We start from the raw sequence: 23,401 nt of genomic DNA on the forward strand, positions 1-23,401 counted from the left end.
CGCACGGCACTACGGGGAATGTGAATGCGCAGCGTCGAACCCGAGATCTTTCTTGTCGCCAGGCCCGAGCTGGACTATGACGAGCTGGCCCGCTACCTGGGGGAGATCGGCGGGGAGAAGTGGCTGGAGCGCCTGGAGCGGGGTGAGTTCGACGCCCAGAATCTCGCCGAGTTCGCCGGACGTCTGTGCTACCGGTCCTTCGAGCCGGGTCTCAACCCGAATGTGACGCGCATCCGCACCGACCAGGACGCCTACCTCCGCAACATCCTGGCCAGCGCCCACGGCAGCGTGCTCGAACACGTCAGCTTCAGTTTCGTGCTGCACAACGTGTCCCGGGTGTTCACCCACGAGCTGGTCCGGCATCGTCCCGGCGTCGCGATCTCCCAGGAGTCGCTGCGGTTCGTGCGGCTCACCGACCTGCCCTTCTGGTTCCCCGAGTGGGCTCAGCAGGACGCCGAGCTGATGAAGCGCGCGGCCGACCTGCTGGACCGGATGGAGGAGTTCCAGACGTGGATGGCGGGCCATTTCGGCCTCGACGAGGAGGGCGTGCCGTTCGCGGACAAGAAGCACCGCACGTCCTTCATGCGGCGCTTCGCCCCGGAAGGGGTCGCGACCGGGCTGGTCTGGACGGCGAACGTGCGGACCCTCCGGCACACGATCGAGGCGCGTACGGCGGAGGGGGCGGAGGAGGAGATCCGCCTGGTCTTCCAGCGGATCGGCGAGATCATGCGCGCGGAGGCCCCGGCGCTGTTCGGCGACTACGTCGTCGAGAACGGCGCGTGGATCCCCGGCTGGCGCAAGGTCTGATCAGCCGGTTGCGGGGGCAGGTCAGAGCACCGCGGCCCGCACGCACAGGACGTCGGGGAGGTGTCTCGCGATCGTGAACCACGACTCCCCGTCGTCGCGGGAGCCGTAGACCTCGCCGTCGCGCGTGCCGAAGAACAGGCCCGCGGGGCCGGCGGTCGCCGCGTCCCTCAGGACGGAGGCGTGGACGGGGCCCTCGGGCAGGCCGGCGGAGAAGCCTTGCCAGGCGGCTCCGCCGTCGTCGCTGCGGAACACCTGGTAGCGGTAGCCCACGGGGGTCCGGTTCATGTCGGAGTGCAGCGGGAAGACCCAGAGCCGGTCGGGGTCGTCCGGATGCGTGACGATCGGGAAGCCGAAGTCGCTCGGCAGGCCGGAGCCGACGTCGGTCCAGGTGCCGCCGAAGTCGTCCGACCGGTAGACCCCGAAGTGGTGCTGGAGGTACAGGCGTTCCGGCCGGGCCGGGTGCTGGGCCACCTTGTGGACGCACTGCCCGAACTCCGGGTACTGCGCGCCCTCCGGCAGGAACGGCGCCCGGATGTTCCGGTTGGCCGGCTCCCAGGTGGCGCCCCCGTCGGCGCTGCGGAAGAACCCGACCGCGGAGGCGGCGATCGCGATGCGGCCGGCGTCCTCGGGGTGCGGGACGATCGTGTGCAGGCACAGCCCGCCGCCGCCGGGCCGCCACTGCGGCCGGGTGGGGTGGTCCCACAGGCCCTCCACCATCCGGTAGGTCTCCCCGCGGTCCTCGGAGCGGAACAGCGCCGCCGGCTCGGCGCCGGCCCAGACGACGTCCGGCTCGGCCGGGGACGGCAGCAGCTGCCACACCTTGACGAGCGACGTCCCGGTCCGCTCGGGGAACGCGATCGGCGGTGACGGCGCCTCCTGCCAGGTCTTCCCGAGGTCGTCCGACCACCTCAACGAGGGCCCGAAGTGCCCGTACTCGAGCCCGGCGAGCAGCCGGACCGGGGCCTGACGGGTGTCTATCGCGATCGACGGGACGCCGATGGTGGAGAAGCGCACGGGCTCGACCCGGAACGGGCCGCCGTTCGCCGACCGTGCGAGGAACAGGCCCTTGCGCGTCCCGATCGCGAGCAGAGCTTCCATGATCGCTGCCTTCCTGTCCGGCTGTCGTCCCGGCGGACGCCGCCCGCGGGGACGAACGGGCGCAGGCCATCCTGCCAGGCAGGATGGCCTACCGCCCGGCGAACGCCGGGGCCGTGCACGGCCTGGAACGCCGACTTCGCGAGCGGCCCAGGGCACAGATCGTCCGGAATCCGGACGATCCAGGCCGTGCCCTCCGGGCGTGTCCGGAGCCGGTGACAGGCCCGGTGGACAGGCCCGATGACGGGGCCGGCGAGTGGTGGCGCGCCGGCGTCAGGGCGCGCCGTACGGTGAGTCGTGATGGATGCGGGACGTGGGGACGCCCGACCTCCGCAGGCGGCTCACGGCGTCGTCAACCATCGGGGCCGGCCCGCAGACGTAGACCTCGTGTTCCCCCCACGGCCGGAGTCGTTCCATCACATCCGGGAGACTGCCCGTGATGCCGTCGTAGTCGGGCTCGTCGGAGACCACGGGGAGCACCCGGAGCCTCGGGTGGCCCGACTCCATGCGGATCAGGTCGTCGAGGTCGTACAGGTCGGCGGCGTGCCGTGCCCCGAACAGCAGGTGGATGCCGGGCACGCGGCCCGGCCCGGTGGTGTGTCCTGTGGTGTGCTCGACGACGTGCTCGACGATCGCCTTGAGCGGGGCCAGCCCGGTGCCGCCGGCCACGCAGAGGATGTCGCGGCCGGAGTCCGGCGGCACCATGGTGCCCGCCGGAGGCCCGAGCAGCACCTGGTCTCCGATGCGGGTCTCCCGGACCAGGCTCGAGCTCACCCAGCCCCCCGGCACCGCCTTGACGTGGAAGGAGAGGGTGTCGTCCGCGCGCGGCGCGTTCGCGATCGAGAAGGCCCGCCAGACGCGCGGCCAGCGGGCGGTCTGCAGGGCCACGTGCTGTCCCGGCCGGAAGTCCATCCGCTGGGAGGGCCGCACGGTGACAATGGCGATGTCCCGGGTGCGCCGCTCGTGCGCGACGACCTCGGCGGGCCACCAGGGCGGAGCGGCCTCGGCGTCGGCCTCGGCCGCCTCCTTCATCATGTCCGCCGCCATGCGGTACGCGGCGGCCCAGGCCGCCTCCATCTCCGGGGTCCAGATCTCGGCGGCGAAGCGCCGGATCGTCGCGATCAGGGCGTCGCCGAACGCGGTGTAGTGCTCGGCGACGACGCCGTACTTGCGGTGGTCGCGGCCGAGCCGCCCGAGGTACGCCGACAGGCCCTCGGGGTTGTCGGCCATCCAGACGATCCGTGTGAGCGCGGCGAAGAGCCGCTCGCGCTGCTCACCCATGGCCGGCGGGAACATCGCCCGCAGCCGGGGACTGCCGGAGAACAGCCGCCCGTAGAAGTACGCGGCGGCCTCCTCCGCGACGGGTTCGACGACGGAGAAGCTCTCCTTGACGAGGCGCGGATTCAGCGACATCGATTGTGTCCCACCCTTGGGACCGGAAACGCGCTCCGGTCTTGTCGATCCACCTCCCTGACGGCTCCGGGTGACGAGCGCCGGAGGCCCCGGCCCGACCGAACGCTCACCAGGAGTGTTTCACCCGTACTCGGGCGTCACAACCGATTCCCGACAAGGGATATTGAGACCGACGGATAGTGATCAGTCCGTGATGCCGGGTGAACGCCATGCTTCAGGCAGAGTTGGGACAGGAGTTGCACATGTGTCGTTTGTTAAGAAAAGTGACGAACGTGAAATCGCGTACGCCATGATGGGCGTGCCCCTATGCACCACTAACGGGAGATTGCGTCATGGCGCGTCCGATTGTCGGCATCACCACGTATCTGGAGGCCGCCCGATGGGGTGAGTGGGTCCGGGAGGCCGCGGTCTCACCCCAGGCGTACGGTCGGGCGGTCGAGCGGGCCGGGGGCGCGGCCGTGCTGCTTCCCCCGTTCGGCACGGTCTCGGTGCGCGATTACGTGCGCAGGCTCGACGCCGTCATCCTCGCAGGCGGCGTCCCGCTCGACCCGGCCCTGTACGGCGAGGAGGCCCCCGAGGACGGGACGGGCGACGACGTGCGCGACCCCCAGCCGTACCGGGACCGGTTCGAGACGGCGCTCGTGGAGGCGGCGGTGGAGGCGGACCTGCCGCTGCTCGCGGTCTCCCGGGGAATGCACGTGCTGAACGTCGCGCGGGGCGGGACCCTGATCCCCTCGCTGCCGGCGGCGGTCGGGCACGAACGGCACGACACCGCCGGGCACGTCGTGACGGTCAGCGTGTCAAGCCGGGTGGGCAAGGCGATCGGCGACCGCGCCGAGGTGACCGGCGCGCACCGCCAGGCCGTGAAGCGGCTGGGCACCGGGCTGATCGCCGTCGCCTGGGCGGACGACCAGATCGTCGAGGCCGTGGAGCTGCCGGGCCACCGGTTCGCGGTGGGCGTGCAGTGGCATCCCGAGCGCGGCTCGGACAACCGGCTGATCGAGGCGCTGGTCGAGGCCGCGCGCCCCTGACCCCTCCGGGGCCGGAAGGGGTCAGAAGCTCCGCGGCAGGCCGAGAACCTGGGTGGCCAGGTAGTTGAGCAGCAGTTCCTCCGTGACGGGGGCGATCCGCCCGATCCGGGCGTCCGCCAGCAGCCGCGCGACGGGATACTCCAGCGAGTACGCCATGCCGCCGTGGGTCTGGAACGCCGCGTCGGCCGCCTCCCAGGCGGCCTGCGAGGCGGTGAGCTTGGCGATGTTGGCATCGGTGCCGCAGGGCAGGCGGCGGTCGAACGACCAGGCGGCCTTGTGCAGCATCAGCCGGGCCAGCTCGATCTTCGCCTTCACCTGGGCGAGGGGGAACGCGATCGCCTGGTTGGCCCCGATCGGCCGGCCGAAGACCGAGCGCTCCTTCGCGTAGCCGACGCCGACCCGCAGCGCCACCTCGGCGACGCCGAGGGAGCTCGCGCCCAGCAGGATCCGCTCGGGGTTGAGGACGTCCCAGAGCACGGCGGCCCCGCCGTGCAGCTCGCCGACGACGCTGCTCTCCGGCACCCGCAGGTCGTCGACGAAGACCATGTTGGACGGGGTGGTGTTGGCGCCCATCTTGGGAATCGGCCGGTAGTCCAGCCGGCCGGACGCCACCGCCTCGGGCACGTTGACCAGGAACACCGTCATGCCGTGCGTGCGCGGCCGGGCCTCGGCGGCCGGAACCGTCCTGGTCACCAGCAGCATCCAGGTGGCCCGCTGCACCCCGGTGATCCAGATCTTCCTGCCGTTGATCAGGAAGTCGGAGCCGTCGCGCCGGGCGAACGTGGAGACCGCCAGCGAGTTCGACCCCGCGTCCGGCTCCGTCAGGGCGAAACAGGTCTCGGCCTCGCCCGTCGCCAGCTTCGGCAGCAGCTCGGCCCGCTGCTCGTCGGAGCCGTGCCGCGCCAGCGTCAGCGCGCCGAAGCCGGGGGTCAGCACGTAGACGAAGGCGGAGCCGCCGGCGGCGCCGGACGCCGCCAGGGTCTCCGTGGCGACCGCGAGCTCCAGCAGCCCCTGCCCGGCCCCGCCGTACTCCTCGGGGACGGCCAGGCCGAGCCACCCGCCCGCGGCCAGCTCCGCCCAGACCTCCTCCGGCCACCGCTTCTCGGTCTCACACCGCTCCCAGTAGGCCATGTCGTACCGGGAGCAGATGCCGGCGATCCCCTCGCGCACCGCCTGCGCGCTTTCGGGCAGCGAGAAGTCCACGGGTCTCCAATCGTTCGCGGGCCATACTAGAACGAAGTTCGGCCCGGCCGCGAGATCATCTTCTCGGGCGGCGCGCGTGGTAGACGAAGGCCGGCGGCAGGTTCCGCCACACCGTGCGGCCCGGCACGACCTCCTCGAAGGCCGTGGTCAGCCGCCCGCGGAACCGTACGGCCGGGGGCAGCGCCCGGGCGTGGACGTAGGAGAACGTGGTGAACGCCCCGTCCGGAGCCAGCGAGTCCACCACCGCCCGAAGCACGGCCGACTGCCGGCCGTAGGAGAACGCGGCCCAGGGAAGCCCGCTCACGATCACGTCGGCGGCGGCCAGGCCGCGCCGGGCCAGCAGGGCGGGCAGATTGGCGGCGCTGTCGACGACGACCTCCACGCCGGGGTGGCGCTCCGCGAGGTGCCCGGCGAGCCGCGTGTTGATCTCGACGGCCACGTGGCGGCCCCGCCCGCCGAGCCGCCGCTGGATCTCAGCGGTGAACGGCCCGGTGCCCGGTCCGAGCTCCAACACGACCGGGTCGCCCCGCTCGGGCACCGGGACGCAGACGGCGGACGACAGCCGCCGGGAGCTGGGCGCCACCGCCCCGATCACGGCGGGGGAGCGGAGGAACTGGCCCAGGAAGAGGGCCGATTGACTGGTCATGATCACACGCTAGGGCGGGCCCCCCGCCCCGGCCGCCCGCCGACCGGCCCGGCCGGGTGGCCAGAAGGAGGAGACGTCCTCCTCCCGGTGGAGGACCGGGCGCGGCCGTCCCGCCGGGTACCGTGCCGGTATGTCCCTCGTACGGCGTCCCCTCGCCCGGTTCTCCCCGGCCGCGGCGGACGGAGACGGCCTCCCCTGGCGGGGGGTGTGGCCCGAAGCGGTCCTCGTGGTCTCCGGCGCGGTCCTCGACCTGCTCGTCACCTGGGGCTCGTGGGGCGGGCCGACGGCGCCGGTGTGGATGGCGGTCATGTTCTCGCTGGGCGCCGGTCTCGCCCTCGCCCCGCTGCGGCGCAGGCCGGCGACGGCCGCCGTCCTGTTGTCCGCGCTGCTCGTCGTCTGCGACCAGCTCGGCGCCTTCACGGCCAACACCGTGCAGCTCCTGCTGCCGATCGCCGTGGGCGTGGTGGCCCGGTTCGCAGACCTGCGCTGGACGGCGCCGGTCGCGGTGCTCGCCTGCGCCGCGACCGCGGTCAACCTCGCCGATCCCGGGATCGCGTTCACCCGCGGCGCCTGGTACTACTCCGTCGGTCTCGTCGCGGCCCCCGCGCTGATCGGCCGCTACCTGCGCGGGCAGGAGGGACGCCTGCGGGAGGACCCGGCCCCGCTGCTCGACCTGCTGCTCGCCGGGGGCGGTGTGACGTTCGCCGTGCTCGGCACCTGGCCGAGCTGGGACAGCGGGACGCCGCCGGTGTGGGCGGTCGGCCTCGGCGTCGTGCTGGCCGGGCTCGCGCTGGGCGTCGTCCGCCACCTGCCCGGGGCGGTCCTGCTGCTGGAGAGCGTCGTCCTCGTCGTCGCCGACCAGTACGTGCCCCAGACCGGCAACGGGCTGCAGCTGCTCGCGCTGATCGCCCTGGGGATGTTCGCGACCCGGGCGAGCTGGTCGTGGGTGGCCGCCGCCTACGCGCTGACCTGCTCGGTGACCGCCATCGTGATCGTGGACGACCCCTCCGACATCACGCTCTTCCGGGTGATCGCCCTCATGGCGATGGTCACCGCGCCGGTGGCGATCGGCCGGTACGCCCGCTCCCGGCAGGCGGAGGCCCGCCAGGCGGCCGATCTCCAGGCCGAGCGCACCAGGGCCGACCGGCTGGCCGAACGCGAGCGGCTGGCCCGCGAGGTGCACGACATCGTGGCCCATCATGTGGGCGCGATGGTGCTGCGGGCGGGCGCGGCGCAGTACGCGGGGGCGACCGGCCCGGCCGCCGAGGCGCTGGCCGACATCAGGGAGACCGGCCACCGGGTCCTGGAGGACCTGAGGGGCCTGCTGACCGTGCTGCGCGACCCCGGCGGAGAGGAACTCGTCCTCGCCGACCCCGACGACGTGATGCGCGACGCCGTCGACCGCATGTCGGCCGCCGGGCTGCGGGTCCGGCTGCGGATGGCCGGAGACCCCGCCCGCGCCCCGCTCGTGGTCCGGGCGTCCGCGGCCAGGATCGTGCAGGAAGGACTGACGAACGTGCTCAAGCACGCCGGGCCGGGCGCCCGGGCGGAGATAGCCGTGAGCCTGGAGGACCGGGCGCTGACGGTGGAGGTGCGCAACGGGCCCGGCGCGGGCCGGCCCGCCGACGTCCTGCCCTCGCCCGGGCACGGCGTCGCCGGCATGCGCGAACGGGCCCGCGCGCTGGGCGGCCGGCTGACCGCGGGCCCGACAGGCGACGGCGGCTGGCGGCTCGCGGCGACGTTCCCCCTGCCACGCGACGACGCCGGGGCGGGTGTGGGCCACGACTGCCGGATCCCCTCGGCGCCCCGGCTCACATGAGGCTCACATGATCCGCGTCGTGATCGCCGACGACCAGGCCCTGGTGCGGGCGGGGGTCCGGATGATGCTGGAGGCCGCGGGGGACATGGAGGTCTGCGGCGAGGCCGCCGACGGCGCCGAGGCCGTACGGCTGACCGAGCGGCACCGCCCCGACGTCGTCCTGATGGACCTGCGGATGCCCCGCGTCGACGGGCTGGAGGCGACCCGCCGCGTCCTGGCGGCCCAGCCGGGCGCCCGGATCGTGGTGCTCACCACGTTCTCCGAGGACCGCAACCTCTATGCCGCCCTGGGCGCCGGAGCCCTCGGGTTCCTCGTCAAGGACGACCCGCCGGACCGCATGGTCGACGCCGTGCGCCGGGCCGCCGCGGGGGAGCCGCTGCTCGCCCCGTCCGTGCTGCGGCGGGTGGTGGAACGGGCACTGGCGGCCGAGGCGCAGGTCCTGCCGGTCCCGGACGGACTCACCGAGCGGGAGGTGCAGGTGCTCACGCTCGTCGGGGCCGGCCTGTCCAACGCGGAGATCGCCGCCCGGCTGCACGTGGGCGTCACCACGGTCAAGAGCCACGTCGCCGCGCTCATCGAGAAGCTGGGGCTGCGCAACCGCACCCAGGCCGCCGTCATGGCCCATCGGTTCGGCTTGATCGATCCGGGGTTCGACCCCCTGGGTCCGCGGCCCAGGGGCCGCCGTACCGGCATGTAGGGTCTGGGGCGTGAACGCTGAGGACCGCATCCTGACCGTCCCCAACCTGCTGAGTTTCCTGCGGCTGCTCGGGGTGCCGGTCTTCCTCTGGCTCGTCCTCGGGCCCCGGGCCGACGGCTGGGCCATCGTCCTCCTCATGCTGGCCGGGTTCAGCGACTGGCTCGACGGCAAGCTCGCCCGGGCGTGGAACCAGACCAGCAGGCTGGGCCGCCTGATCGACCCGCTCGCCGACCGGCTCTACATCCTCGCCACCCTGGCCGGGCTGGTCCTGCGCGACGCCATCCCCTGGTGGCTGGCGGCCGTCGTGGTGCTGCGCGACGTTTCGCTGCTCTGGGTGCCGCCGGTGCTGCGCAGGCACGGGTACGGCCCCGCCCTGCCGGTCCACTTCCTCGGCAAGGCCGGGACCGCCTGCCTGATGTACGCCTTCCCGCTCCTCTTCCTCGCCTCCCACCAGGGCTGGTACGCCGAGATGTGCGGGATATTCGGATGGGCCTTCGCCATCTGGGGAACTGGTCTGTATTGGTGGGCGGGGGTGTTGTATGTCGTCCAGGTGCGCGAGCTAACGAAGGGGTGACCCGTGAAGGCCGTCGTCATGGCGGGCGGGGAGGGGACACGGCTCCGGCCGATGACCGCGAACCAGCCGAAGCCCCTGCTTCCCATCATCAACCGCCCGATCATGGAGCACGTGCTGCGGCTCCTGAAGCGGCACGGGTTCACCGAGACCGTGGTCACCGTGCAGTTCCTCGCCCCGCTCATCCGCAACTACTTCGGAGACGGCGACGAGCTGGACATGAGCCTCCACTACGCGACCGAGGAGGTGCCGCTCGGCACCGCCGGGAGCGTGAAGAACGCCGCCGACAAGCTGCGGGAGGACCGCTTCCTGGTCATCTCAGGCGACGCGCTCACCGACATCGACCTGACCGACATGCTCCGGTTCCACCGCGAGAACCGCGCGCTCGTCACGATCGGCCTCAAACGGGTGCCCAACCCGCTCGAGTTCGGGATCATCATCGTCGACGACAACGGGCGCATCCAGCGGTTCCTGGAGAAGCCGACCTGGGGCCAGGTCTTCTCCGACACCGTCAACACCGGCATCTACATCATGGAGCCGTCGGTGCTCGACGAGATCGAGGCCGGGCAGTCGGCGGACTGGTCGTCCGACGTCTTCCCGAAGATGCTCGACCGCGGCTGCCGCCTGTTCGGCTACGTGGCCGACGGCTACTGGGAGGACGTCGGCACCCACGAGAGCTACCTGAAGGCCCAGGCGGACGTGCTGGAAGGCAAGGTGAAGGTCGACCTCGACGCGTTCGAGCTCGCGCCCGGCGTGTGGGTGGCCGAGGGCGCGTCCGTCGACCCCGAGGCGGTGCTCCACGGCCCCGTCTACATCGGCGACTACGCCAAGGTCGAGGCGGGGGCCGAGGTGCGGGAGTACACCGTGCTCGGCAGCAACGTCGTGGTGAAGGAGGGCGCCTTCCTCCAGCGCGCCGTCGTGAGCGACAACGTCTACGTCGGCCCGGCCGCCCACCTGCGCGGCTGCGTCATCGGCAAGAACACCGACGTGATGACCGGCGCGCGGATCGAGGAGAACGCGGTCGTCGGAGACGAGTGCGTCATCGAGGCGGAGGCGTACGTCTCCTCAAGCGTGAAGATCTATCCGTTCAAGACGATCGAGGCCGGCAGCGTCGTCAACACCAGCGTGATCTGGGAGTCGCGGGGGCAGCGCAGCCTCTTCGGCCCCAGGGGCGTCTCCGGCCTGGTCAACGTGGAGATCACCCCCGAGCTGTGCGTCCGGCTGGCCAGCGCGTACGCCACGACACTCCGCAAGGGCGACACGGTGGTGACCTCCCGCGACGCCTCGCGCGCCGCCCGGGCCCTGAAGCGGGCCGTCATCAGCGCGCTCAACTCCAGCGCCATCAACGTGGTCGACCTGGAGGCCGCCGCCCTGCCGGTGGCCAGGTTCAACACCTCCAGGGAGAACGTGAAGGGCGGCATCGCCCTGCGGACCACCTCGGGTGACCCGCAGAGCGTCGACATCGTGTTCATGGACGGGGCCGGGGCCGATCTGTCCCAGGTCGCCCAGCGCAAGCTCGAACGGGTCTTCTCCCGGCAGGAGTACCGGAGGGCCTTCCCCGGCGAGATCGCCGAGCTGACCTTCCCCGCGAGGGCCGTCGACACCTACGCCCGCGAGCTGCTGGGGTGCGTCGACATGAGCGGGGTGAAGGACACCGAGATGAAGGTCGTCGTCGACTGCGCCGGCGGCACCTCCTCGCTCGTGCTGCCGAGCCTGCTCGGCCGGGTGGGCGTCGACGTCCTCACCGTCAACAACCGGCTCGACGACGCCTCGCCGACGGAGACCCTGGCCGAGCGCCGCCGCGACCTGCAGCGCCTGGCCGAGCTGGTCGCCTCGTCCCGGGCGGCGTTCGGCGTGCGGTTCGACCCGGTGGGGGAGCGGGTCTCGCTGGTCGACGAGATGGGTCAGCTCATCAGCGAGGAGCGGGCGCTGCTCGTCGTGCTCGACCTCGTCGCGGCCGAGCGCCGGGGCGGGCGGGTGGCCCTGCCCGTGACCACGACCCGGGTCGCGGAGATGGTCTGCCGCTTCCACGGCGTCCAGGTCGACTGGACGGCCACCAGCCTCGACACGCTCACCCGGGCCGCCGCCCACCCCGAGATGATCTTCGCGGGCGACGGGCGCGGCGGGTTCATCGTTCCCGAGTTCGCGCCCACCCTGGACGGCCTCGCGGTCTTCCTGCGCCTGCTCGGGCTGGTCGCGCGCACCCGGCTGTCGCTGAGCCAGATCGACGCCCGCATCCCGGAGGCGCGGCTGCTCAAGCGCACGGTTCCCACGCCCTGGGCGCACAAGGGAGCGGTCATGCGCTCGGTCGTGGAGGCGGCGGAGGGCCACCGTCTGGACACGACCGACGGCGTGCGCGTCGTCGAGGACGACGGGAGCTGGGCACTCGTCCTGCCCGACCCCGCCGAGGCCGTCACCCACCTGTGGGCGGAGGGCCACGACATGGACACCGCCCAGAGTCTCCTGGAACACTGGGCCCGCGTCGTCGAGCAGGCGGCCGGTGAATGACCGGCCGTCGAGCAGGAAGCCGTGACCCGTGGGCGTCCTGAGCCCGGCGAGCGCCCATGAGCAGTGTGTGGCGGGATGGACCTTGGACGGGCGGGGGCTGTAGCGTTGGTCAGTCCACGCCCAGCGACGCTTCTTGACCTTTGTCCCTGATCAGCGTAAGTTGCGGCATTCGCAGTCTGAGCAAGTCGTGAGAGAGGCCGAGCCGTTCGATGCCCAGCGTCTACTGCACGCAGTGCGGTCATGCCAACCCCGAGGATGCCCGTTTCTGTTCACGATGCGGTTCGCCGCTGAGTGCTTCGGCGCCCGCCCCAGCCGAGACGACCTCGACGATCTCGCTGGACGCGCTTGAGGCGGAGACGGGACAGACGCTGCTGCCGGATCGGGCCGCGGTCGAGCAGCTGCCGCCGGGGACCGCGCTCCTCGTGGTCATGCGCGGCCCGAACGCCGGGAGCCGTTTCCTGCTCGACAGCGATCTCACCACGGCGGGTCGCCACCCGGAGAGCGACATCTTCCTGGACGATGTGACGGTGTCCAGGAGGCACGTGGAGTTCTACCGCCGTGGCGGCCACTTCACCGTCCGTGACGTCGGCAGCCTCAACGGCACCTATGTCAACCGCGAGCGCATTGAGGAGTCTCCTCTTGTGGGCGGCGACGAGGTGCAGATCGGCAAGTTCCGGCTGGTGTTCCTCACGCGCGGCCCTGGAGGGGTGTGATCGCTGAGGAGGTGGGGTCATGAGCGCGCAGGCCGTACGGGCGTTCATGAGCATCGGGGAGGTGCTCGCCCTGCTTCAGGGCGAGTTCCCCGACGTGACGGTCTCCAAGATCCGTTTCCTGGAGGGTGAGGGGCTCATCGAGCCCCAGCGCAGCCCCTCGGGATACCGCAAGTTCACCCACGGCGACGTCGAGCGGCTGCGCTACATCCTCACGGCGCAGCGGGACCAGTATCTGCCGCTCCGCGTGATCAAGGATCACCTGGACGGGGCGGCGCGCCCGCGTGGCGTGACGGCCGAGGCCCCTCCCGTGCGGCTGAGCCGGGAGGAACTGCTGGAGGCCGCCGGGATCGACGAGGAGACCCTCGCCGAGATGGAGGGCTTCGGCCTGGTCGCGGCGGTGGCCCGCCGATACGACGCCGAGGCCCTGGAGATCGCGCGCAGCGTGGGGGCGCTGGCGCGGTTCGGCGTGGGGGCCCGGCACCTGCGGGTGCTGAAGGCGGCGGTGGAGCGCGAGGCGGCGCTCGTCGAGCAGGCCGTCGCGCCGATCATGCGACGGCGCGCTCCCGGCGCGATCGGCGAGGCCGAGGAGACCGCGCGAGAGATCTCCGGACTTCTCCAGGAATTGCACAACGCGTTACTCCGTGGGAGTGTTCGCGGCATTCTGGGGCGGTGACCGGCACATCCGCTCCCTCGTGGGTGTTACGTTGAATGCCTGGTGATATGCCGCGACGCTTTGAGACGGAGCCGCCCGTGTTGCAGATGGAGGTCGTGGGGGTTCGCGTTGAGATGCCCACCAACCAGCCGATCGTTCTCCTCAAGGAGACGAGCGGTGATCGGTACCTGCCGATCTGGATTGGCATGACCGAGGCGACCGCTATCGCGCTGGCCCAGGCGGAGGAGCCGCCGCCCCGGCCGCTCACCCACGACTTGTTCCGTGACGTGCTCGAGGCCCTGGGGGTCCGCCTGCGCACCGTCAACATCGTGGCGTTGCGTGACGGGATCTTCTTCGCCGATCTCGTCTTCTCGAACGGAGTGGAGGTGAGCGCCCGCCCGTCGGACTCGATCGCGCTGGCGCTCCGCACGGGCGCGACGATCTACGCGAGTGAGGACGTGGTGCAGGAGGCGGGCGTGACCATGCCCGACGACCAGGAAGACGAAGTGGAAAAATTCCGCGAGTTCCTGGACAAGATTACTCCCGAAGACTTCGGCCGGGCGGGCTGACGTCCCCGGCCAATTCGGGCGATTACGCTTCACGACGCGCCGGACCGGGTCGTTGACTGACGATGGCCCCGGTCCTACGGTGCAAGGGAAACCACGGTTGTAATTCACGAACCCCCAGATCAGACCGTGGGATGAGAGAAAGCCGGAGGTCCGCAGTGGCGGTCAGCAGCGGCGAGGGTAAGTCGGCCGGCCAGCACGACCCGGCCCGGCAGTCGGCGCGGGAGCGCGCCGGTGAGCAGGGTCTGCTGTTCGACGAGCAGCCGGCGGCGCTGCCCGAGGACGTCGGGTACCGCGGGCCCACGGCGTGCGCGGCGGCCGGCATCACCTACCGGCAGCTCGACTACTGGGCCCGGACGGAACTCGTGCTCCCCACCATAAGAGCCGCTCAGGGCTCGGGGTCGCAACGGCTTTACAGTTTCCGGGACATCCTCGTTCTCAAGGTCGTCAAACGTCTGCTGGACACGGGGGTGTCCCTCCAGCAGATACGCACCGCGGTGCGGCACCTGCGCGACCGGGGAGTCAACGACCTGGCCCAGATCACTCTCATGAGCGACGGCGTGAGCGTCTACGAGTGCACCTCGGCCGACGAGGTGATCGATCTCCTGCAGGGCGGTCAGGGCGTGTTCGGCATCGCCCTCGGGCGCGTCTGGCGCGAGGTGGAGGGATCGCTGGCGGAGCTCCCGTGTGAGCGCGCCGCGACGTCCTCAGATGCGGAGGGAGATCATCCGGCCGACGAGCTGGCACAGCGCAGGAAGGCCCGCAGGACCGGCTGACGGCCGGTAGGCACGCGGGCGCGCGAACGGGTACGGGTAGAGTGGGTCAGGCCGACGACCTCGCGCGGGAGAGTCCCCTTCAACGGGGGCGCCGAAGGAGCAACCCTCCCCGGAATCTCTCAGGCATCCGTACCGCGCGGGCGAGGCGACTCTGGAAAGCGGGCACACCAGCCAGGTGGGCCCCACCGAAGGGGAAAGCCGGATCCCGCGTGATCCGGTGAAGCTCTCAGGTCCGATGACAGAGGGGGAGACCGCTTCACGACCGGCCGCGCCGCACGGGCGCGGGACGGCCGCCGCAGGTCTCGACCCGCCCAGGAGGCCCCTGTCATGACCGACCGATCCACGCTTCGCGATCTTTCCGCCCCGCCCTTCGCGACCCGTCACATCGGCCCCTCCGAGGCCGACCGCGCCCGCATGCTCGACGTCGTCGGCTACGGCTCGGTGGCGGACCTGGTCGCCGTGGCCGTGCCCGAGGCCATCCGCACGCGTGGCCCGCTGAACCTGCCCGGGGCGGTGGGAGAGTCCGAGGCCCTGGCCGAGCTCCGCGCCCTCGCCGGGCGCAACCGGGTGCTGACCTCGATGATCGGCCTCGGCTACCACGACACGATCACCCCCGGCGTCATCCTGCGCAACGTGATGGAGAACCCGGGCTGGTACACCGCGTACACGCCGTACCAGCCGGAGATCTCGCAGGGGCGGCTGGAGGCGCTGCTGAACTTCCAGACCGTCGTGTCCGACCTCACCGGCCTCGACGTCGCCGGCGCGTCCCTGCTCGACGAGGCGACGGCCGCGGCCGAGGCGATGACGCTGGCCCGCCGGGCGAGCAAGGTCAAGGCGGACGTGTTCGTGGTCGACGCCGACGCGCTGCCGCAGACCAAGGCCGTGCTGGCGACCCGCGCGGAGCCGCTCGGCATCACCCTGGTGGAGTCGGACCTCGCCGGTGATCTTCCCGAGTGCTTCGGGGTGCTGGTCCAGTATCCGGGCGCGAGCGGCCGGGTGGCGCCCTTCGGGGCGGTCGCCGAGCGGGCGCACGCCCAGGGGGCGCTGCTCGTCGCCGCGGCCGACCTGCTGGCGCTGACCGTGCTGCGGCCGCCGGGCGAGCAGGGCGCCGACATCGCCGTCGGCTCCTCCCAGCGCTTCGGCGTCCCGCTGGGTTACGGCGGACCCCACGCCGCGTACATGGCGGTCCGCGAGGGCCTGCAGCGGCAGATGCCGGGCCGCCTGGTCGGGGTCTCGGTGGACGCCGACGGCCGCCCGGCCTACCGGCTCGCCCTGCAGACCCGCGAGCAGCACATCCGGCGCGAGAAGGCCACCAGCAACATCTGCACCGCGCAGGTCCTGCTCGCGGTCATGGCGTCGATGTACGCCGTCTACCACGGGCCCGAGGGGCTGCGGCGGATCGCCCAGCGGGCGCACCGCCACGCGGCGGTCCTCGCCGCCGGGCTGCGCGAGGGCGGCGTGGAGGTGGTCCACGAGGAGTTCTTCGACACCGTGCTCGCCCGCGTGCCCGGCCGGGCCGCCCAGGTCGTGGCCGCCGCGGCCGAGCGGGGCGTGAACCTCCGCCTGGCCGGCGCCGACCACGTCGGCGTCGCCTGCGACGAGAAGACCACCACCGGCCATCTGCGGGACGTGTGGGCGGCCTTCGGGGTGTCCGGCCTGGTGGTCGAGGACCTCGACCGGGTGACCCTCGACGCGGTCCCGGCCGGTCTGCAGCGGACCTCCGGCTTCCTCACCCACCCGGTCTTCCACGCCCACCGGTCGGAGACGGCCATGCTGCGCTACCTGCGGCGCCTGCAGGACCGGGACATCGCGCTCGACCGCTCGATGATCCCGCTGGGCTCCTGCACGATGAAGCTTAACGCGACGACCGAGATGGAGCCGGTCACGTGGCCGGAGTTCGCCTCTATCCACCCGTTCGCCCCGGCCGCGCAGGCCGAGGGGTACGCCGAGCTGATCGCGACGCTGGAGGGCTGGCTGGCCGAGGTCACCGGCTACGACCGGGTGTCGATCCAGCCGAACGCCGGCTCCCAGGGCGAGTTCGCCGGGCTGCTGGCGATCCGGTCCTACCACCGCTCCAGGGGCGACGACGGCCGCGACGTGTGTCTCATCCCGTCGTCCGCGCACGGCACCAACGCGGCCAGTGCCGTGATGGCCGGCATGCGGGTGGTCGTCGTGGCCTGCGACGACGACGGCAACGTGGACCTGGGCGACCTGGCCGCCAAGATCGAGAAGCACCGGGACGCGCTGGCCGCGATCATGGTGACCTACCCGTCCACGCACGGCGTGTACGAGGAGACGATCGTCGAGATCTGCGCGCGGGTCCACGAGGCGGGCGGTCAGGTCTACGTCGACGGGGCCAACCTCAACGCGCTGGTGGGCCTGGCCAGGCTGGGTGAGTTCGGCGCGGACGTGTCCCACCTCAACCTGCACAAGACCTTCTGCATCCCGCACGGCGGCGGCGGCCCCGGCGTCGGCCCGGTGGCGGTCAAGGCCCACCTCGCCGAGCACCTGCCGGAGCACGTGTCGGCCGCGCCGTACGGATCCGCGGGCATCCTGCCGATCTCCTGGGCGTACGTCAGGATGATGGGCGCCGACGGGCTGCGGCAGGCCACCGAGCAGGCGATCCTGTCGGCCAACTACCTGGCCCGGCGGCTGGCGCCGCACTACCCGGTCCTGTACACGGGCAGGGACGGCCTGGTCGCCCACGAGTGCATCGTCGACCTGCGCCAGATCACCAAGGAGACCGGCGTGACGGTCGACGACGTGGCCAAGCGGCTGATCGACTACGGCTTCCACGCGCCCACGATGTCGTTCCCCGTCGCGGGCACGCTCATGATCGAGCCGACCGAGAGCGAGGACCTGGCGGAGCTCGACCGCTTCGCCGCCGCGATGATCGCCATCCGGGGCGAGATCGCCAAGGTGGCGTCGGGCGAGTACGACAGGACCGACAACCCGCTGCGCAACGCCCCGCACACCGCCGAGAGCCTCACCGCCGACGAGTGGTCCCACCCCTACTCGCGGACGGCGGCGGCCTACCCGGTGCCGGGCCTGCGCGACGACAAGTACTGGTCGCCGGTGCGCCGCATCGACCAGGCGTACGGCGACCGCAACCTCGTCTGCTCCTGCCCGCCCCTCGCGGCGTACGAGGACTGAGCCCCGCCGCGCCGTTCCCCGGCTTCCGGGGAACGGCGCGCGGGCCGGGAGACGCCGGGGCCGTGGCCGCTTTGGCGGGCGGTGACACGTTCCTTACCGATACCCCGGCTTGGGCATGTCGGTCCCGCCGGCGGGCCCGGATCGTTAGGATCATGGTGATCAACTCCTGACACCCCGATCCCTGCGAGGCCCATCCATGACGGCCATCGACCCCGGACGGCGGCTGGACGACGCGCGCCGGCTCGCCGAGAGCGGCGACCTCGACGCGGCAGCCGCGATATTCGCCGAGATCGCCGCCGGCGCGGACGGCACCGGCGTGGACGACGCGGGCCGGGCCGAGGCCGCGGCGGGGCTGTCCGTCGTCGCCGAGCGCATGGCGATGGGGCTGCTGGACGAGGGACAGCCGGGCCAGGCCGCCGACCTGCTGCTGGAGGCCCTGTCGATCGAGGGCGTGGCCGACGCGGCCCGGCTGCGGGTGCTGCTCGGCATCGCCCATCTGGAGCTGGCCTGTGCCGAGTTCGCCGGCGCCGTCGAGGAGGGCCGCTGGCAGCAGGAGGGGGACGCCGAGACCGGGGCGCTCGCGATCGAGCTGCTCGCGCGGACGCTGCCGCTGCGCGGCCGCGACGACGACGCCGAGACGGTGTGGCGCTACGGCCTCGACCATCCCGACCAGGCGCTGGCGGAGCAGGTGCGGTTGCGCCTCGGCCGCGACGTGCGCCCCGTGCTGGAGGGCACCGAGGCCTGACGGCCTCAGCGCTCCCTGCGCCGCCCCAGCGCGAAGGCGAGGTTGACCCCGACGATCCCGGCCCAGGCCAGCAGCAGGCCCGTGCCGTGGGCCTGGGCCGCCGCGATGCCGGTGAGCGGGATGCCCAGGGCGAGCGAGCCCAGGGCCACCACGATGCCGGTGTCCTTCCGCTGCTGGCGGGGGCCGTCCTCCTTCTGGTGGCGCGTCCGGGCGTCGACCTCGTTGCGCACGCGTGCGGCGATCTCCACGTCGAGCTTGTCGAGGAACGAGTCGACCAGCGGGTCCTCGTACTCCGCGCCGAGATCCCGGCGGGCGGAGATGACGGCCCGAAGATCGTCCCGGTTGGACATGGGCGCGTGCGTGACGGGAGGAGGGCCCTCCGGCCGGATCGGCCCGGGCGGTCCGGCGGGGGTGGAATGCGATGCGGTTTCCGGCATTGCGCCATTGTCCCGCCCCTTCACGGGTGCCGCCATCCTCCATTGGGAGGGTCGCCGTGTCCTGCACGGGATGGACCGATACCGTCGGCCGCATGGAGGTGACGACGCCGCACGGGCCCGCGTCCGTCCAGGTCGACGGGGCGGGGGGCGCGGATACGGGAGCCGGCCGGCTGCTGCTGGTGCTGACCCATGGCGCGGGCGGCGGGGTCGACGCGCCCGACCTGCTCGCCGTACGGGACGCCGTGGTGGCGATCGGGGGAGTGGTGGCGCGGGTGACGCAGCCGTTCCGGCTGCGGGGAGCCCGGGCGCCGGGGTCGGCGGTCAGGCAGGACGAAGCATGGGGGGCGATCGTCGCGGCCCTGCGGGAACGTCACCCGGGCCTGCCGCTCGTCCAGGGCGGCCGCAGCAACGGGGCGCGGGTGGCCTGCCGTACGGCGCGGGACGTGGGGGCCGAGGCGGTCGTCGCGCTGGCGTTCCCGATGCATCCGCCGAAGCGGCCGGAGCGTTCGCGGGCGGCGGAGCTGAGAGGGGCGGGTGTTCCCGTCCTCGCGATCAGCGGAGACCGGGACCCGTTCGGCGTCCCTGAGAAAGGGGACGCCGCGCGTCTCGTGGTGCTCCCGGGGGAGGGGCACGAATTGCGTAAGGACCCCGCCCGCGTGGGCGAGGAGGTGGCGCGCTGGCTGCGGTCGCCTAGGCCGCGCTGATCGCCATGTCGGTGGGCCGATGAGGGGCGATCACACCGCCGTCCGGCAGCAGTTCGCCGGTGTCCTCGAAGAGCACGACCCCGTTGCAGAGCAGGCTCCAGCCCTGCTCCGGGTGGGACGCTATCGTGCGTGCGGCTTCTCGGTCCTTGGCGTCCGCGTGGGGACAGGCCGGTTCATGAGGGCACATCGCCGGGGCTCCGTGTCTATTTCGTATGCTCGTCGTTGTCCGGTCCGGGATGGCGGCATCGTGGCCATCCGCGTCTTCCCTTCCCCCGTCCGTGGGCCGGACGTGCCTCGGGAGCGACGGGTATGACCAACGCCACACCGGACCACTCCAGTCTGCGTCTCGGCCGCACCCGCGTGACATAGCCCATTGGGAGGGTTTCCGCCGGTCGGGGTAAGGGGACCCGGTGGCGGCCCCGCCCGGAGCCACGCACACTGATGTGACCTAATACACAAGAGTGCCTCATCGATGATAACGGCCTTACGTCGACACGCCGTCCGTACGGTAACCACGGGGCGGCGAATCGGCGAGGACAGGGCGGGCCCGATCGGGAGCCGGTCAGGAACCGGTCGCGGCGAGCCCGGCGAGCAGAGCGTCGAGCCCCCGCTCGAACTCGCGCTCCCCCTCGGTGGTGCGGGCGTCCCGGACGGCGGCGTCCGGGTCGGCCCAGCCCGACTGCTGCACCTCCACCGCGACGCTGCCGAAGACGTAGGCCCGCAGCGTCCGGACCGCCCCGGGCGCGTCGCCCTCCAGCCCCGCCTCGCGCAGCTGCTCGGCCTGCTCCCGGATCGCGATCAGCGCCGCTCCCTTCGGCGGCTTGGTGAGGGCGAGCGAGAGCACGCCCGGGTGTTCGAGCAGTGCCGCCCGGCCCGCCCTGGCCCAGGCCCGCGCCCGGTCCTGCCAGGCGGTGCCGTCCGCGGGCTCGACCCGGACGGCGGTGACGTGCTCGGCCAGCGCGTCCATCAGCGCGTCCTTGCCCCGGGGGAGATGGTGGTAGATGGCCATCGCCTCGACCTGCAGGGCGTCGCCGAGCCGTCGCATGGTCAGCCGGCGCAGCCCCTGCCCGTCGGCGATGTGCAGGGCGGCGTCGAGGATCCGCTCCAGGGACAGCGGTATCGGCGGTCGTTTGGCGGGCATGGCGATCATGCTGCCACAGGTGACCTTACTTCGTAAAGGGCGACGCGCTCCCCGCGCCGGGTGCCGAGCGGGTGGCGCCGGCTTCCAGTTCCGGGGCCCTGATGTGCGGTCCGCGGGGGCACCGCGTACCCTACGGGCAGCGATGAACTGAGATGGCGGCCGTGAGCCTGGAGGAGTGACGATGGCGTTTTTCCGTCCGCGGGTGAGCCGGGAGGCGGAGGTCCGCTACCACGCGGACCAGGAGGTCGGGAAGAGCTTCGGCACCCAGCTGAGCCGGCTCCGGGAGGCGGAGCTGCGCTGGCGGGCGGTGCAGGCCTCCGGCGTCTCGGCCGCCGAGTTGCGCGCGGCGGCCCTGGACTTCGACCGCGCTCTGACCGAGGCGCTGCGGGCGGCCGAGGCGGCCCAGCGGGCCACGTTCGGGGTGAAGGCCTATGACGACCGCATCGCGCGGCGCAAGGGCCGGGCGACGCCCGACGGCGCGCTGTGGACCGACGAGGTGAACCGCCTGCGGACGCTGCGGGAGGCCCACCGGCTGAGCATTCCGCGGGTGCCGCGCCCCGTCGCCGCCGCCCGTTAGGGCCCGGCGGGACGCCGTGAAACGAGAAGGAGGGCCGGGATGACCCGGCCCTCCTTCATTGACATCGTGGCCGGCGGCGTCGCCGGCGGGGATCAGCTCGCCCAGTCGAGCAGCGGCCGGGTGTTGCTGGGGTGGCGGAGCTTCGACAGCGACTCCTTCTCCAGCTGGCGGATCCGCTCCCGGGTGAGACCCAGGTGCTTGCCGATCTCGTCGAGCGTGTGCGGCTTGCCGTCGGTGAGACCGAACCGCAGGCTCATTATCTTGGCCTCGCGCGGCGACAGGTTGCCCAGCACGCCCTTGAGCTGCTCGGCCAGCAGCTGCCGGTCGACCACCTCGGACGCCTCGGGGGAGTCGACGTCCTCGATGAGGTCGCCGATCCGGGTCTCGCCGTCCTCGCCGATGGTCGAGTCGAGGCTGATCGGCTGGCGGCTCGTGCGGAGCAGCTCCTCGATCTGGTCGGGGGTCTTGTCCAGCTCCGCCGCCAGCTCCTCCGGGGTGGGCTCACGGCCGAGCCGCTGGTGCATGTCCCGCTCGACGCGGGAGAGCTTGGACAGCATCTCCAGCACGTGGACGGGCAGCCGGATGGTGCGGGCCGAGTCGGCGAACCCGCGCTGGATCGCCTGCCGGATCCACCACATGGCGTATGTGGAGAACTTGTAGCCCTTGGTGTAGTCGAACTTCTCGACGGCGCGGATCAGGCCGAGATTGCCCTCCTGCACCACGTCGAGCAGGGCCATGCCGCGATCGGTGTACTTCTTGGCCACCGACACCACGAGGCGGAGGTTGGCCTCCAGCATGTGGTCCTTGGCCCGCCGGCCGTCCTCGATGACCCACTCAAGGTCGTCCCGGACGCCGGGGGCGAGCTTGTCGCCGCCCTCCAGGGCCGTCTCCAGCTTGTACTCGGCGTACAGGCCGGCCTCGATGCGCTTGGCCAGCTCGACCTCCTGAGCCGCCGTCAGCAGCGTGCGCCGCCCGATCGACTTCAGGTAGGTGTGCACGGAGTCGCCCATGACGGACGAGGTGTCGTCGAGGTCGAGCGTCCCGCTGTCGTCGGCCTCCTCGCCGGCCAGGCTCTCCGCGTCCGGTTCCACGGACTCTGCCGCGCCGCCGTCCACGGGAGCGCCATCACGCGCGGTGTCGCCCGTCGCGCCTGCCGTCTGGCCTGCCGTCTTCCTGCTCGCCGCGGCCTTGCTCCTGCGGGTCTTCCTGGCCGGGGTGCGGGACGTGGTCGTCGCCTCGGCGACACCGGGCCCGCTCTCCGCGCCGAGGTCCACGCCCGCCTCGGTGAGCTCGCGCAGGATCGAGCGGCCCTCCGCGGGGCTGACGCCGGCCTTGGCGAAGGCCTCACGCAGCTCCGACAGGGAAAGGCGACCCTGAGCTCGACCTCGATCCAGAAGCTGGTCGAGGGGCGTCGGGGTCAGCTCGCGCTCGGGCGAGGCCGCCACGGCGGTTCGGGGCATGTGGACACCTCCTCCTTACGGAGTTCGTCGTCGTTCGGAATCGTCAGGTGGGGCGCGGCTTCCGCACGCGCTCGGCGCACCGTTATCAATAACGCCATCGCGCCCAGTTTGTTCCCTTTGTCGGAGAGATCGGATGGATCCGGCGGCCTGGCGCGGGATCCCGGCGGGGGTGATGGCAGCGGCAAGGGCCGGCAAAGAGCCGCAAAGTGCGGCAAAGCGGAGCGAAGAAACCGGGCAGTGCCCGGAAGGTCGTCCGGTGGCGCGTCACCCCGCAGGGGCGTGACCGGGGAGGTCAGTTGCCGGGCGTGATGATGCTGATGCTCACCTCGGGCATCGGCATCGGCTCCGCGTTCTCCAGGCGCTCGGTCGTCCAGTACTCGCCGACCTCGCCCGGATCCTCGGCGAGCTCGGACGACACCACGTCCGGAAGATCGGCGGGCGGCTCGGGCGTGACGGTGGCCTTCTGGCCCGGCTCCGCCGGAGGGACCTGCCCGGTGCCCGAATCGGCACGGGAATCGGAGCCCTGACCGGTCGTGCCGGCCTTGGGCGTCTGGTCGAGCCGACCGGCGAAGGCGGTCGCCGTGATCGAGATCCCGCCCGCGAGCACCACGCCGACGACTCCGGTGGACACCAGGATTTTGCGGCTCGGTTTCATGCGGACTCCCCCTTCCCTGCTCCTATAGACGC

General features: G+C 72.2%; 23 protein-coding genes and 2 riboswitches. Of the genes, 14 read left to right on the forward strand and 9 right to left on the reverse strand.

Features of this window, described 5'->3' with window-relative positions; genetic code table 11:
• The first annotated feature begins 24 nt into the window (after window positions 1-24).
• Complete coding sequence (thyX, locus tag JOL79_RS10005) at window positions 25-807, forward strand: FAD-dependent thymidylate synthase (RefSeq protein WP_210155437.1); 783 nt, start codon at window positions 25-27, stop codon at window positions 805-807.
• A gap of 21 nt (window positions 808-828) precedes the next feature.
• Here thyX and JOL79_RS10010 read toward each other — a convergent pair whose 3' ends face one another.
• Together JOL79_RS10010 and JOL79_RS10015 are read right to left on the reverse strand one after the other, a co-directional pair.
• Window positions 829-1,905, reverse strand: a complete 1,077-nt coding sequence (locus JOL79_RS10010; RefSeq protein ID WP_210155438.1) for a WD40/YVTN/BNR-like repeat-containing protein — start codon at window positions 1,903-1,905, stop codon at window positions 829-831.
• A 270-nt stretch (window positions 1,906-2,175) separates the two neighbouring features.
• Complete coding sequence (locus tag JOL79_RS10015) at window positions 2,176-3,315, reverse strand: globin domain-containing protein (protein WP_210155439.1); 1,140 nt, start codon at window positions 3,313-3,315, stop codon at window positions 2,176-2,178.
• 332 nt (window positions 3,316-3,647) lie between these two features.
• Here JOL79_RS10015 and JOL79_RS10020 point away from each other — a divergent pair, with 332 nt between their 5' ends.
• Window positions 3,648-4,346: a gamma-glutamyl-gamma-aminobutyrate hydrolase family protein gene (locus tag JOL79_RS10020; RefSeq protein WP_210155440.1), complete on the forward strand. Its 699-nt coding sequence runs from the start codon at window positions 3,648-3,650 to the stop codon at window positions 4,344-4,346.
• A 21-nt stretch (window positions 4,347-4,367) separates the two neighbouring features.
• Here JOL79_RS10020 and JOL79_RS10025 read toward each other — a convergent pair whose 3' ends face one another.
• Window positions 4,368-5,549, reverse strand: a complete 1,182-nt coding sequence (locus tag JOL79_RS10025; RefSeq protein ID WP_210155441.1) for an acyl-CoA dehydrogenase family protein — start codon at window positions 5,547-5,549, stop codon at window positions 4,368-4,370.
• A gap of 55 nt (window positions 5,550-5,604) precedes the next feature.
• The gene (locus tag JOL79_RS10030) at window positions 5,605-6,195 is read right to left on the reverse strand and encodes a class I SAM-dependent methyltransferase (RefSeq protein WP_210155442.1); all 591 of its coding nucleotides are present in this window, start codon (window positions 6,193-6,195) and stop codon (window positions 5,605-5,607) included.
• A 130-nt stretch (window positions 6,196-6,325) separates the two neighbouring features.
• On the opposite strand from JOL79_RS10030, the gene JOL79_RS10035 reads away from it, so the two are divergent.
• From JOL79_RS10035 to JOL79_RS10080, 10 genes are all read left to right on the forward strand, one after another.
• Complete coding sequence (locus tag JOL79_RS10035; RefSeq protein WP_230984532.1) at window positions 6,326-8,014, forward strand: sensor histidine kinase; 1,689 nt, start codon at window positions 6,326-6,328, stop codon at window positions 8,012-8,014.
• Between the two features lie 7 nt (window positions 8,015-8,021).
• Window positions 8,022-8,711 carry a response regulator gene (locus tag JOL79_RS10040; RefSeq protein WP_210155443.1) on the forward strand — a complete coding sequence of 230 codons (690 nt, stop codon included), beginning with the start codon at window positions 8,022-8,024 and terminating at the stop codon, window positions 8,709-8,711.
• A 10-nt stretch (window positions 8,712-8,721) separates the two neighbouring features.
• A complete protein-coding gene (gene clsA / locus JOL79_RS10045) occupies window positions 8,722-9,285 on the forward strand; it encodes a cardiolipin synthase ClsA (RefSeq protein WP_210155444.1) in 564 nt (187 codons plus the stop codon).
• Window positions 9,286-9,288: 3 nt separating this feature from the next.
• Window positions 9,289-11,790, forward strand: a complete 2,502-nt coding sequence (locus JOL79_RS10050; RefSeq protein WP_210155445.1) for a mannose-1-phosphate guanyltransferase — start codon at window positions 9,289-9,291, stop codon at window positions 11,788-11,790.
• A 209-nt stretch (window positions 11,791-11,999) separates the two neighbouring features.
• Window positions 12,000-12,503 carry an FHA domain-containing protein gene (locus JOL79_RS10055; RefSeq protein WP_210155446.1) on the forward strand — a complete coding sequence of 168 codons (504 nt, stop codon included), beginning with the start codon at window positions 12,000-12,002 and terminating at the stop codon, window positions 12,501-12,503.
• A 19-nt stretch (window positions 12,504-12,522) separates the two neighbouring features.
• Window positions 12,523-13,176: a transcriptional regulator FtsR gene (ftsR, locus tag JOL79_RS10060; RefSeq protein ID WP_210155447.1), complete on the forward strand. Its 654-nt coding sequence runs from the start codon at window positions 12,523-12,525 to the stop codon at window positions 13,174-13,176.
• A 77-nt stretch (window positions 13,177-13,253) separates the two neighbouring features.
• Entirely contained in the window at window positions 13,254-13,724 is a 471-nt protein-coding gene (locus tag JOL79_RS10065) for a bifunctional nuclease family protein (RefSeq protein ID WP_210155448.1), read from the forward strand.
• A gap of 155 nt (window positions 13,725-13,879) precedes the next feature.
• Window positions 13,880-14,497, forward strand: coding sequence for a MerR family transcriptional regulator (locus JOL79_RS10070; protein ID WP_307848452.1), 618 nt, complete (start codon window positions 13,880-13,882; stop codon window positions 14,495-14,497).
• A gap of 55 nt (window positions 14,498-14,552) precedes the next feature.
• Window positions 14,553-14,642: riboswitch (glycine riboswitch) on the forward strand.
• A riboswitch (glycine riboswitch) is annotated at window positions 14,643-14,749 on the forward strand.
• Between the two features lie 75 nt (window positions 14,750-14,824).
• A complete protein-coding gene (gene gcvP / locus JOL79_RS10075) occupies window positions 14,825-17,650 on the forward strand; it encodes an aminomethyl-transferring glycine dehydrogenase (RefSeq protein WP_210155450.1) in 2,826 nt (941 codons plus the stop codon).
• A 196-nt stretch (window positions 17,651-17,846) separates the two neighbouring features.
• The gene (locus JOL79_RS10080; protein WP_210155451.1) at window positions 17,847-18,395 is read left to right on the forward strand and encodes a hypothetical protein; all 549 of its coding nucleotides are present in this window, start codon (window positions 17,847-17,849) and stop codon (window positions 18,393-18,395) included.
• A 5-nt stretch (window positions 18,396-18,400) separates the two neighbouring features.
• Here the strand turns inward: JOL79_RS10080 and JOL79_RS10085 are convergent, their stop codons facing one another.
• Window positions 18,401-18,745: a hypothetical protein gene (locus JOL79_RS10085; protein WP_210155452.1), complete on the reverse strand. Its 345-nt coding sequence runs from the start codon at window positions 18,743-18,745 to the stop codon at window positions 18,401-18,403.
• Between the two features lie 179 nt (window positions 18,746-18,924).
• Between JOL79_RS10085 and JOL79_RS10090 the strand changes: the two genes are divergently transcribed.
• Window positions 18,925-19,536, forward strand: coding sequence for an alpha/beta hydrolase family protein (locus tag JOL79_RS10090; protein WP_210155453.1), 612 nt, complete (start codon window positions 18,925-18,927; stop codon window positions 19,534-19,536).
• Here the strand turns inward: JOL79_RS10090 and JOL79_RS10095 are convergent.
• Entirely contained in the window at window positions 19,523-19,723 is a 201-nt protein-coding gene (locus JOL79_RS10095; protein WP_210155454.1) for a DUF5999 family protein, read from the reverse strand. The two genes, JOL79_RS10090 and JOL79_RS10095, sit on opposite strands and share 14 nt — an antisense overlap.
• Before the next feature lie 375 nt (window positions 19,724-20,098).
• Window positions 20,099-20,677: a TetR/AcrR family transcriptional regulator C-terminal domain-containing protein gene (locus JOL79_RS10100; protein ID WP_210155455.1), complete on the reverse strand. Its 579-nt coding sequence runs from the start codon at window positions 20,675-20,677 to the stop codon at window positions 20,099-20,101.
• 181 nt (window positions 20,678-20,858) lie between these two features.
• On the opposite strand from JOL79_RS10100, the gene JOL79_RS10105 reads away from it, so the two are divergent.
• A complete protein-coding gene (locus JOL79_RS10105) occupies window positions 20,859-21,254 on the forward strand; it encodes a hypothetical protein (protein ID WP_210155456.1) in 396 nt (131 codons plus the stop codon).
• A 92-nt stretch (window positions 21,255-21,346) separates the two neighbouring features.
• Here the strand turns inward: JOL79_RS10105 and JOL79_RS10110 are convergent, their stop codons facing one another.
• Both JOL79_RS10110 and JOL79_RS10115 read right to left on the reverse strand, forming a co-directional pair.
• A complete protein-coding gene (locus JOL79_RS10110; protein WP_210155457.1) occupies window positions 21,347-22,714 on the reverse strand; it encodes an RNA polymerase sigma factor in 1,368 nt (455 codons plus the stop codon).
• Window positions 22,715-23,006: 292 nt separating this feature from the next.
• Complete coding sequence (locus JOL79_RS10115; protein ID WP_210155458.1) at window positions 23,007-23,369, reverse strand: hypothetical protein; 363 nt, start codon at window positions 23,367-23,369, stop codon at window positions 23,007-23,009.
• Window positions 23,370-23,401 lie beyond the last annotated feature (32 nt).

The sequence above is a fragment of the Microbispora oryzae genome (genome assembly GCF_017896165.1).
Classification (GTDB): Bacteria; Actinomycetota; Actinomycetes; order Streptosporangiales; family Streptosporangiaceae; genus Microbispora; species Microbispora oryzae.

What these genes read in the sequence shown, in the direction of transcription:
- JOL79_RS10035 (WP_230984532.1), top strand. Translation starts at nt 6,326, where the DNA reads ATGTCCCTCGTACGGCGTCCCCTCGCCCGGTTCTCCCCGGCCGCGGCG.
- JOL79_RS10030 (WP_210155442.1), bottom strand. Translation starts at nt 6,195, where the DNA reads ATGACCAGTCAATCGGCCCTCTTCCTGGGCCAGTTCCTCCGCTCCCCC.
- JOL79_RS10095 (WP_210155454.1), bottom strand. Translation starts at nt 19,723, where the DNA reads ATGTGCCCTCATGAACCGGCCTGTCCCCACGCGGACGCCAAGGACCGA.
- JOL79_RS10055 (WP_210155446.1), top strand. Translation starts at nt 12,000, where the DNA reads ATGCCCAGCGTCTACTGCACGCAGTGCGGTCATGCCAACCCCGAGGAT.
- thyX (WP_210155437.1), top strand. Translation starts at nt 25, where the DNA reads ATGCGCAGCGTCGAACCCGAGATCTTTCTTGTCGCCAGGCCCGAGCTG.
- gcvP (WP_210155450.1), top strand. Translation starts at nt 14,825, where the DNA reads ATGACCGACCGATCCACGCTTCGCGATCTTTCCGCCCCGCCCTTCGCG.
- JOL79_RS10105 (WP_210155456.1), top strand. Translation starts at nt 20,859, where the DNA reads ATGGCGTTTTTCCGTCCGCGGGTGAGCCGGGAGGCGGAGGTCCGCTAC.
- JOL79_RS10040 (WP_210155443.1), top strand. Translation starts at nt 8,022, where the DNA reads ATGATCCGCGTCGTGATCGCCGACGACCAGGCCCTGGTGCGGGCGGGG.
- JOL79_RS10020 (WP_210155440.1), top strand. Translation starts at nt 3,648, where the DNA reads ATGGCGCGTCCGATTGTCGGCATCACCACGTATCTGGAGGCCGCCCGA.
- JOL79_RS10080 (WP_210155451.1), top strand. Translation starts at nt 17,847, where the DNA reads ATGACGGCCATCGACCCCGGACGGCGGCTGGACGACGCGCGCCGGCTC.
- ftsR (WP_210155447.1), top strand. Translation starts at nt 12,523, where the DNA reads ATGAGCGCGCAGGCCGTACGGGCGTTCATGAGCATCGGGGAGGTGCTC.
- JOL79_RS10115 (WP_210155458.1), bottom strand. Translation starts at nt 23,369, where the DNA reads ATGAAACCGAGCCGCAAAATCCTGGTGTCCACCGGAGTCGTCGGCGTG.
- JOL79_RS10010 (WP_210155438.1), bottom strand. Translation starts at nt 1,905, where the DNA reads ATGGAAGCTCTGCTCGCGATCGGGACGCGCAAGGGCCTGTTCCTCGCA.
- JOL79_RS10085 (WP_210155452.1), bottom strand. Translation starts at nt 18,745, where the DNA reads ATGTCCAACCGGGACGATCTTCGGGCCGTCATCTCCGCCCGCCGGGAT.
- JOL79_RS10110 (WP_210155457.1), bottom strand. Translation starts at nt 22,714, where the DNA reads ATGCCCCGAACCGCCGTGGCGGCCTCGCCCGAGCGCGAGCTGACCCCG.
- JOL79_RS10015 (WP_210155439.1), bottom strand. Translation starts at nt 3,315, where the DNA reads ATGTCGCTGAATCCGCGCCTCGTCAAGGAGAGCTTCTCCGTCGTCGAA.
- JOL79_RS10090 (WP_210155453.1), top strand. Translation starts at nt 18,925, where the DNA reads ATGGAGGTGACGACGCCGCACGGGCCCGCGTCCGTCCAGGTCGACGGG.
- JOL79_RS10100 (WP_210155455.1), bottom strand. Translation starts at nt 20,677, where the DNA reads ATGCCCGCCAAACGACCGCCGATACCGCTGTCCCTGGAGCGGATCCTC.